The sequence below is a fragment of the uncultured Acidovorax sp. genome (assembly GCF_964021665.1).
GTDB classification, from domain to species: Bacteria; Pseudomonadota; Gammaproteobacteria; order Burkholderiales; family Burkholderiaceae_C; genus Acidovorax; species Acidovorax temperans.
In genome coordinates, this window is record NZ_CAXIAK010000116.1 from 1 (window position 1) to 9204 (window position 9204).

Annotated in this window: 7 protein-coding genes and 1 riboswitch; of the genes, 4 read left to right on the forward strand and 3 right to left on the reverse strand. The window is 63.4% G+C overall.

Annotation, left to right across the window (positions count from 1 at the left end):
- Nucleotides 1–21: 21 nt before the first annotated feature.
- A complete protein-coding gene (locus AADJ04_RS16585) occupies nt 22–1839 on the reverse strand; it encodes a methyl-accepting chemotaxis protein (RefSeq protein WP_341240289.1) in 1818 nt (605 codons plus the stop codon).
- 215 nt (nt 1840–2054) lie between these two features.
- On the opposite strand from AADJ04_RS16585, the gene lpxC reads away from it, so the two are divergent.
- The 4 genes from lpxC to AADJ04_RS16605 all read left to right on the forward strand — a co-directional run bounded on the left by lpxC (nt 2055) and on the right by AADJ04_RS16605 (nt 7302).
- On the forward strand, nt 2055–2978 hold the full coding sequence (gene lpxC / locus AADJ04_RS16590; RefSeq protein ID WP_341240290.1) for a UDP-3-O-acyl-N-acetylglucosamine deacetylase: 924 nt from the start codon (nt 2055–2057) through the stop codon (nt 2976–2978).
- Nucleotides 2979–2988: 10 nt separating this feature from the next.
- Entirely contained in the window at nt 2989–3165 is a 177-nt protein-coding gene (locus tag AADJ04_RS16595) for a hypothetical protein (protein WP_167336969.1), read from the forward strand.
- A 34-nt stretch (nt 3166–3199) separates the two neighbouring features.
- Nucleotides 3200–3323: riboswitch (TPP riboswitch) on the forward strand.
- Nucleotides 3324–3437: 114 nt separating this feature from the next.
- Nucleotides 3438–5330 carry a phosphomethylpyrimidine synthase ThiC gene (gene thiC / locus AADJ04_RS16600; protein ID WP_341240291.1) on the forward strand — a complete coding sequence of 631 codons (1893 nt, stop codon included), beginning with the start codon at nt 3438–3440 and terminating at the stop codon, nt 5328–5330.
- Nucleotides 5331–5652: 322 nt separating this feature from the next.
- The gene (locus tag AADJ04_RS16605; RefSeq protein WP_341240292.1) at nt 5653–7302 is read left to right on the forward strand and encodes a methyl-accepting chemotaxis protein; all 1650 of its coding nucleotides are present in this window, start codon (nt 5653–5655) and stop codon (nt 7300–7302) included.
- A 68-nt stretch (nt 7303–7370) separates the two neighbouring features.
- Here AADJ04_RS16605 and AADJ04_RS16610 read toward each other — a convergent pair whose 3' ends face one another.
- A complete protein-coding gene (locus tag AADJ04_RS16610; RefSeq protein WP_338820847.1) occupies nt 7371–8759 on the reverse strand; it encodes an ATPase, T2SS/T4P/T4SS family in 1389 nt (462 codons plus the stop codon).
- Nucleotides 8760–8819: 60 nt separating this feature from the next.
- Nucleotides 8820–9204: SPOR domain-containing protein (locus AADJ04_RS16615; protein WP_341240293.1), on the reverse strand; the 385-nt coding region annotated here is incomplete at its 5' end.

Here is a 9204-nt window from a genome sequence, read left to right on the forward strand (position 1 = left end):
AACACGCTCCCTTTTACTGGATCAAGCCGCCTGCGGGCTTAACTGACTGGCATTGCCCGTCACCGGGGCTTTTTTGTGGGTGGCCAACGCCTTGCGATCAGAAGCTTTCCCAATCGCCTGAGTCTTCAGAGGCGGGCTTGGGCGGCAGCGCCGCTGCTGGCTTGGGGGCGGGGGGCGCGCCGTGACTGCAGGAGACTTGGCCTTGGGCAGCGTTGTGGCGGCGCGGGGCGCAGCAGCCCGGGCTGCTGCGGGTGGGCGTGGCGTGCTGGCCGAGCTGCCATTCACGCGGAACAGCGCGACGACTTCGGTCAGCTTGAGGGCCTGCTCGCGCAGGCTGTCGGCGGCGGCGGAAGATTCCTCCACCAGGGCCGAATTTTGCTGCGTCATCTGATCCAGCTGGTTCACGGCCGTGTTGACTTGCTCGATGCCCTGGCTCTGCTCCGACGTGGCGGCACGGATCTCGCCAATGATGTCGATCACGCGCTGCACGCTGGCCACGATTTCGTTCATGGTGGCTCCGGCATTGCCCACCAGAGCGGTGCCAGATTCCACCTTCTCGACCGAGGCGTTGATCAGCGACTTGATTTCCTTCGCGGCATCCGCACTGCGCTGGGCCAGGCTACGCACTTCACCGGCCACCACGGCAAAACCGCGGCCTTGTTCGCCAGCGCGCGCAGCTTCCACCGCCGCATTCAGCGCCAGGATGTTGGTCTGGAAGGCAATGCCATCGATCACACCGATGATGTCGGAGATCTTGTTGCTGCTGGCGTTGATGTCCTGCATGGTGGACACCACTTGCGCCACCACCTGACCACCACGCGCTGCCACTTCGGCGGCCGAGGTCGCCATCTGGTTGGCGGTCTGGGCCGAGTCGGAGGTCTGCTTCACGGTGCTGGTCAGCTCTTCCATGCTGCTGGCCGTGGTCTGCAGGTTGCTGGCCGTGTCTTCCGTGCGCCGCGCCAGGTCGTTGTTGCCTTGGGCGATTTCGGTGGATGCCGTGGCAATGCTGTCGGTGGCCGACCGCACTTCTGTCACCAGGCGGCGCAGTGACGTCACCATGTGCGCCAGCCCATCGAGCATGGAGCCGGGGTAGGCGTTGGGAATCTGCGTGTCCAGGTTGCCTTGCGCCACTTGCGACATGATGCCGATGGCTTCGCTGGGCTCGCCCCCGATTTGGCGCAGCACCGAGCGCGCCACGGTGAAGCCCACACCGCCCACCACCGCCATTACCACCAGCACCAGCACCAGGTCAGCCAGCAGGGTCTTGCGCACCAGGGCGTCGATGTCGTCGGTGTACAGCCCCGAGCCCACCATCCAGTTCCAGCCGTCCACGCGAATCACGTACTGCAGCTTGGGCACCAGCGCCTGCTGACCGGGCCGCGCAAACATGGTGGGTACGAACACCCGCCCGTCTTTGCTCGCCTTGAGCGCGTCGGAGATGGTCTTGAGGATGTCGGTGCCTTCACCGTCCTTGACCTTGCCGGCCATGTCCTGGCCTTCCCATTCGGGCTTGATGGGGTGCATCACGCCCTTGGAGTCCAGCGTCCAGATGTAGAAGTACTCGGTCTTGCCGTCGGGGCCGCCGTAGCGGGAGACCCGCAGCGCATCCTTGGCCGCCTTCTGGGCATCTTCCTGGCTCATGGCACCGCTGGCGGCCTTGGCCTGGAAGGCTGCCACGATGCTGTGCGCCGACTGCACGGCCGTGGCCAGTTGTTCGCGCCGCGATTCGATGATCAGCGAGCGCTCCTGCAGTAGCGTTGTGATGGCCATGAACAGCAGCGCCACCAGCGCGGTGCCGAGCATGGGCAGCACCTTCATTTTGAAACCGAGTTTATTCATTGTGAGTCTCCGTGGGGCTTCCAAAGCTGTAGCAACGCTTGGCGGTTTCGGGGGGCATGCCAGAGGTCTGTGAAGATGTCTTGATATGCAACAATAAGTAACCACATAGGTTCTAGGGCTGATCGGGTCACTTGGCTGTCAGGGAAAACGTGTCTGTGAAAGGGCTGGTCGATGTCGATCAAGCGCGATGGAGCCTGGGAAACTAAAATGCCCGGATGCTCCAGCAACGCACCCTCAAAACCTTGACCCGCGCCGTTGGCGTGGGATTGCACAGCGGACAGCGCGTGGAGCTGACCCTGCGCCCGGCCCAGCCGGACACAGGCATCGTTTTTCGGCGCGTGGATTTGCCGCAGCCGGTCGATATCCCGATCAACGCAGAAGCCGTGACCGACACGCGCCTGGCTTCCACCATTTCGGTGGGCGGTGCCAAGGTGCACACCGTCGAGCATCTGATGTCGGCCTGCGCGGGCCTGGGTATCGACAATCTTTACGTAGACATCACGGCAGAAGAGGTGCCGATTCTGGACGGTTCTTCGGCATCGTTCGTGTTTCTTTTGCAAAGCGCGGGCATTGAGTTGCAACGCGCGCCCAAGCGCTTTATCCGCGTCAATCGCCCTGTCGAAGTGCGCGAGGGCGAAGGCGCCAATGCCAAGTGGGCGCGCCTCACGCCGTACCACGGCTACAAGCTCAGTTTTGAAATTGACTTCCACCACCCCGCCGTGGACTCCACCGGCCAGCGGGTGGAGTTTGACCTGGGGCAAGGCAACTACAGCCGTGACATTGCCCGTGCGCGCACGTTTGGCTTCACCCGTGATGTGGAGATGATGCGCTCCAACGGTCTGGCCTTGGGCGGTGGGCTGGACAACGCCATCGTGATGGACGACTACAAGGTGCTCAACAGCGACGGTCTGCGTTATGACGATGAATTCGTCAAGCACAAGATACTGGATGCCATGGGCGACTTGTATCTCATTGGCAAGCCGCTGCTGGCCGCCTACAGCGCGTTCCGCTCGGGCCATGCCATGAACAACCTGCTGCTGCGTGAGTTGCTGGCCCAGCGCGATGCCTGGGACGTGGTCACGTTCGAGGACGAGCGCCAGGCACCCGCGGGCTTTGCTCAGCCTGCACGGGCCTGGTAAATCACCTGTCATGCTGATCGTCCGCTGGCTGGCCCTGTTCCTGTTGCTCGCATCTGCCGTGTGTTTCGGTTTTTATGTGGGCACTGGGCAAGCGTTCTACAAACGGCTGGGGCTGGTGATTCTCAAGTGGACGACCATCGCCGCCGTCGTCTTCTTTGTGGTGGTTCTCTTCGAGCGATTGCTCTGACCATACAGCACCACAACGGAGCTGGCCTATACTCGCGCCTGCTCCGGGGTGTGCTGATGCGCTGAGATGCAAGAGACCTGAAGAAATTCAGGCGAGCTTGCGAACCCGACGAACTTGATCCGGTTCATACCGGCGGAAGAAGAGCTGACCTCCTTGTCCAGTGCCTGCATTCATTGCGGGCACCGCTTGCCTTAGGTGCTGCCGCACCCGAGGGATGCACAGGTCCATTCCGGAGCACAACCCACCGCTACCGGAACCAGGAGACCTGCACCATGAACGCCCCCGACCCCATCACCCGCGAGAAATTTGCCGAACTGCTGGCGCTGACGCGTGAGCCTTTCCCCGCATCGCGCAAGGCCTACATTCCCGGCCAGCTGCACGCCGACCTGCGCGTGCCTGTGCGCGACATTGCCTTGACGAATGGCGAGGTGGTCAGCGTGTATGACACCTCGGGCCCTTACACCGACCCCGATGCCCTGATTGACGTGCGCAAGGGCTTGGCCAGCGTGCGCGGCGGCTGGATCACCGGCCGTGGCGATGTGGAGCACTACGAAGGCCGCGCGCCCGTAGCGCTGGACGACGGGCAAAAGAGCGAGGACGCCACCCGCCTGGCCCAGCTGCGCGCCGAGGCCGCCGCGCTGCAGCGCAAGCCCCTGCGCGCCAAGGCCGGCGCCAACGTGACGCAGATGCATTACGCCAAGAAGGGCATCATCACCCCCGAGATGGAATACGTGGCCATCCGCGAGAACGGCAAGCGCGAGTGGATGGAGCAGTACATGGCCGACGCAGGCCGTGAGAAGCGCCTGATGGGCAACCCGATGGGTGCCAGCATCCCTCGCATCATCACGCCCGAATTCGTGCGCGACGAAGTAGCCCGGGGCCGCGCCATCATCCCGGCCAACATCAACCACCCCGAGGTGGAGCCGATGGCGATTGGCCGCAACTTCCTGGTCAAGATCAACGCGAACATCGGCAACTCGGCTGTCACGTCCAGCATTGAAGAAGAAGTGGAAAAGCTCGTCTGGGCGATCCGCTGGGGCGCCGACAACGTGATGGACCTGTCCACCGGCAAAAACATCCACACCACGCGCGACTGGATCGTGCGCAACTCGCCCGTGCCCATCGGCACCGTGCCGATCTACCAGGCGCTGGAAAAGGTGGGCGGCGTGGCCGAGGACCTGACCTGGGAGATCTTCCGCGACACGCTGATCGAGCAGGCCGAGCAAGGCGTGGACTACTTCACCATCCACGCGGGCGTGCGCCTGGCCTACATCCACCTCACGGCGCAGCGGCGCACGGGCATCGTCTCGCGCGGCGGCTCCATCATGGCCAAGTGGTGCATGGCGCACCACCGCGAGAGCTTTCTGTACGAGCACTTCGAGGACATCTGCGACATCATGAAGGCGTACGACGTGTCGTTCAGCCTGGGCGACGGCCTGCGCCCCGGCTGCGCCTCTGATGCCAATGACGAAGCGCAGTTTGCCGAGCTGCACACGCTGGGCGAGCTGACCCAGGTGGCCTGGAAGCACGACGTGCAGACCATGATCGAAGGCCCCGGCCACGTGCCCATGCACATGATCCAGGCCAACATGACCGAGCAGCTCAAGACCTGCCACGAGGCTCCGTTCTATACCCTGGGCCCCCTGACCATCGACATCGCGCCGGGCTATGACCACATCGCCAGCGCGATTGGCGCGGCCATGATCGGCTGGATGGGCACGGCCATGCTGTGCTACGTGACGCCCAAGGAGCACCTGGGCCTGCCCGACCGTGACGACGTGAAGCAGGGCATCATCGCGTACAAGATCGCGGCCCACGCGGCCGACGTGGCCAAGGGCCACCCCGGCGCCCGCTCGCGCGACGATGCACTGAGCCAGGCGCGCTTCGACTTCCGCTGGCAGGACCAGTTCAACCTGGGCCTGGACCCCGAAACGGCCAAGGAGTACCACGACGAGACGCTGCCCAAGGACAGCGCCAAGGTGGCGCATTTCTGCTCGATGTGCGGCCCCAAGTTCTGCTCGATGAAGATCACCCAGGAAGTGCGCGACTTTGCTGCGCAGAAGGGGTTGGATGAGCAGAACGCGCTGGCACAAGGCATGCAAGTCAAAGCGGTGGAATTCCAGCGCAATGGCGGGCAGTTGTATGTGCCGCTGAAAGCTGAATAAGCAGCGCTAATGGGTTGAGCATCTCCCTGTTCATGGCAGGTTCACGGGTGAATACCCTCTGGAGCGCGATGGTCGTGGCCTCTACAGTCGCGCTCAGGTTTTCACTCGCCCCGGGGCTACCTGCCTTGGGGGTTTGCTCAAGCTATCGGCATGGGCGGTCTGCAGTGTCAGCCTGGCGTGGCTCGTCCCATCAGGACTCTATTTCAAGGGGCGTCAGACACTGCCCACCAGCGCGCCATGGCGTCTAGGGCAAACGCTACGTCTCAATGGCGCCAAAGTGGCTATCCTGTAGTCGATTTGTTAAAAATTGTGAGGTTGCGCCATGAACGCTCTCAATCGACTCTCCATTCGCACCCGCCTTTATTTCGGTACTGTCTTTTCTCTGGTCTTGCTGGTCGTGATCGGTGCAATGGGATACCTGGCGCTGGAGCGGACCCGTAACACGCTGGAAGTGCTGTTCACCCAAAGGGTGCAGACCATGACCGACATGGGCGAGTTGCGAACCACTTTGGGGGATCTGCGCCGCGCTGAAAAAGACATCATCATCAACTTCAACAACACGATTGAAGTGTCGAATGGGCGGGACTTGTGGAAGAAGTCGCTGCAAAACCTGAACAAGGGTATGGTCGATGTGCGCAAGGTGCAGGCGGGCGATGCGAGCTTTGCAGAAGCCATCGACAAGGCCTTGGCCGAAGTGAAAGAGTACGAGGCCGGCATTTCGCCCGTGTTCGAGCAGATCGAGCGTGCGCAGATTGACGGGGCAGTGGGCGGCGCCTATGCCGAGAAGTACAAGAAGCACATGGAGGCCAGCGACAAACTGCTGTTCGACCTGGCCATGGATGCCCGCAAGAAGATGGACGAAGCCCGCCAGGGTGTGGACGCACTGGCTTCCACCATGTCTGGAATGATTGGCGGGGCGCTGCTGCTGGCGCTGGCTGTGCTGATTCCGCTCACGTTCTTCAGCGTGCGTTCCATCACCCAGTCGATCTCGCAAGCGAGTGAATTGGCCGAGCGCATCGCGGGTGGTGACCTCTCGCGTGATGTGCAAGTGACTTCCAGCGATGAGGTCGGGCAACTGGTGGGCGCAATGGCCCGCATGCAGGACGCGCTGCGCGGGCTGGTGCACCAGGTGCAAGAGGCCGCCAGCAACATTTCTACCGCCAGCTCGGAAATTGCCACGGGCAACCACGACCTGAGCCAACGCACTGAGCAGACTGCAGCCAACCTGGAGGAGGCCGCCTCGTCCATGGAAGTGCTGACAGGCACCATCCAGCAAAGCGCCCAGTCTTCACGCCAGGCCAGCGACTTTGCATCGTCTGCCGCTCAAGTGGCGGCCCGTGGTGGCGCCGTGGTGTCGCAGGTGGTGACCACCATGGACCAGATCACCGCCAGCTCGCGCAAGATTGCCGACATCACCGGCGTGATCGATTCCATTGCTTTCCAGACCAACATTCTGGCGCTCAACGCGGCCGTGGAAGCAGCCCGCGCGGGCGAGCAGGGGCGCGGTTTTGCGGTTGTGGCCAGCGAGGTGCGCAGTCTTGCCCAGCGCAGCGCCGAAGCGGCCAAGGAAATCAAGGGCCTGATCGGATCGTCTGTGGAACGCGTTGAAGATGGCTCGCGCCTGGTGAGCCAAGCGGGTGAGACGATGACAGAGATCGTGAGCAGCGTGCGCCGCGTGTCCGGCATCATCGAAGAGATCACCGCAGCGTCTTCTGAGCAAAGCGACAACGTGGCGCAAATCAGCCAGTCGGTGAGCCAGCTGGACAACATGACTCAGCAGAACGCGGCGCTGGTCGAGGAATCGACCGCGGCCTCCGAATCGTTGCGCGAACAGGCCGTGCAGCTCACGCGTGCGGTGGCGCAGTTCAAGTTGCCTGCAGAGGGTATGCGTCTGAGTCGGCATGAGGATGATGGCTACAGCCACGATGCTCCTACAGCCTTGCTGGGGCAAGCAGTGCCCCGACTGGCCTGACCCAGGGCCCTGGGTTAGGGCCGGTTTGCTTCACCTGAGCGGTGGGGCGCCCTCACCTGCTGCGGGGCTCAATCCCTGGTGACTCGCAGCACTTCCTCGCGGCTGGTGATGCCTGCAGCAATCAGCCGCTCGCCGTCCTCGCGCATCAGCGTCATGCCAGCAGCCAGGGCTGCGGTGCGAATCTCGGCTTCTGACGCCTGGGCGTGGATCTGTGCGCGGATGGCATCGTCCGTCACCAGCAACTCAAACACCCCGGTGCGCCCTGCGTAGCCTGTGTGGCCGCAGGCCTCGCAACCCTTGCCGTGGCAGGTGCCGCAGTATTTGCGCACCAGCCGCTGGGCCAGCACGCCCAGCAGTGAGGAAGACAGCAGGAAGGGCTCCACCCCCATGTCGATCAAGCGCGTCACGGCGCTGGCCGCATCGTTGGTATGCAGCGTGGCCAGCACCAGGTGACCGGTGAGCGAGGCCTGGATGGCGATCTGCGCGGTTTCGAAGTCGCGAATCTCACCGATCATGATGATGTCCGGGTCTTGGCGCAGGATGGCGCGCAAGGCCTTGGCAAACGTCAGGTCGATCTTGCTGTTCACCTGCGTCTGGCCCACGCCGGGCAACTCGTACTCAATCGGGTCTTCCACCGTCATGATGTTGTTGCGCGTGGCGTCCAGGCGGCCCAGGCCAGCGTACAGCGTGGTGGTTTTGCCCGAGCCTGTGGGCCCTGTCACCAAAATGATGCCGTGCGGCTGGCTGATCAGCCCCTCAAAGCGGCGCAGGGTTTCGCCCTGCATGCCCACGGCTTCCAGGCTGATCTTGTTCTCGCTCTTGTCCAACAGGCGCAGCACGGCGCGCTCGCCATGGGCGCTGGGCAAGGTGGATACGCGCACGTCGATGGCGCGCGTGCCCAGGCGCAGGCTGATGCGGCCGTCTTGCGGCAGGCGCTTTTCCGAAATATCCAGGTCCGCCATGATCTTCAGGCGCGAGATCAGGGCCGCATGCAGCGCGCGGTTGGGCTGCACCACTTCACGCAGCGTGCCGTCCACGCGAAAGCGCACGCTGCTGTGGCGCTCGTACGGCTCGATGTGGATGTCGCTCGCCCCATCGCGCGCGGCCTGCGTCAGCAGGGCGTTGAGCATGCGGATGATGGGCGCGTCGTCTGCGGTTTCCAGCAGGTCTTCCACCGCAGGCAGGTCCTGCATCATGCGTGAGAGGTCGGCATCGCTCTCGACCTCGCTCACCACCGTGGCAGCGCTCGATTCTCCCTGCGCGTAGGCGGCGCTGATGCGCTGCGCCAGGCTGGTAGCGTCCAGCGACAGCAGGTGCCTCACCTTGTGCTTGCGCAAGACCTCCGACAGCGCGGTCACGTCGGGCGCAGGGCCATGCCAGAGAACAAGCTGTTGCCCATCATCCTCCAGCAGAAGCTGTGATGAGCGGGCAAAGGCATAGGGCAGGGGGTGGCGCATGGCGTGTCGATCAGCGGTTCTATCGGAGGGGTAAAAGGGCCAAAAAGGTGAGCCTGTGCCTCACTGGCGGATCACGTCGGCTTCGAGCGCCAGCGCCCGCACCGATACCGCTGCCTTGTCGGCCGCCTTCAATGTGTTGAAGGGCCCCACCCGCACGCGGGTGCGCGAACCACGGTTGGTGTTCACGGCCTGCACATTCACGGGCAAGTCTGCTTTGCGCAGCTTGGCCACGGTGTCGCGCGTCGTCTTGCCGTTGGAAAAAATGCCAACGTTCACGAAGTAAGAGGGCTGCAGTGCATTGGCAGGCGCTGGCGATGGGGCGGCTTCAGCTGGTTCCGCTTCCGCTGCGGGCGGCAATGTCGCCACGACAGGTGCTGGGGCCGCAAGGGCCGCAGGCACAGCCGTTTGTGGCGGCATGGGCGCGGGCGGCTGTGCCGGTGCGGGA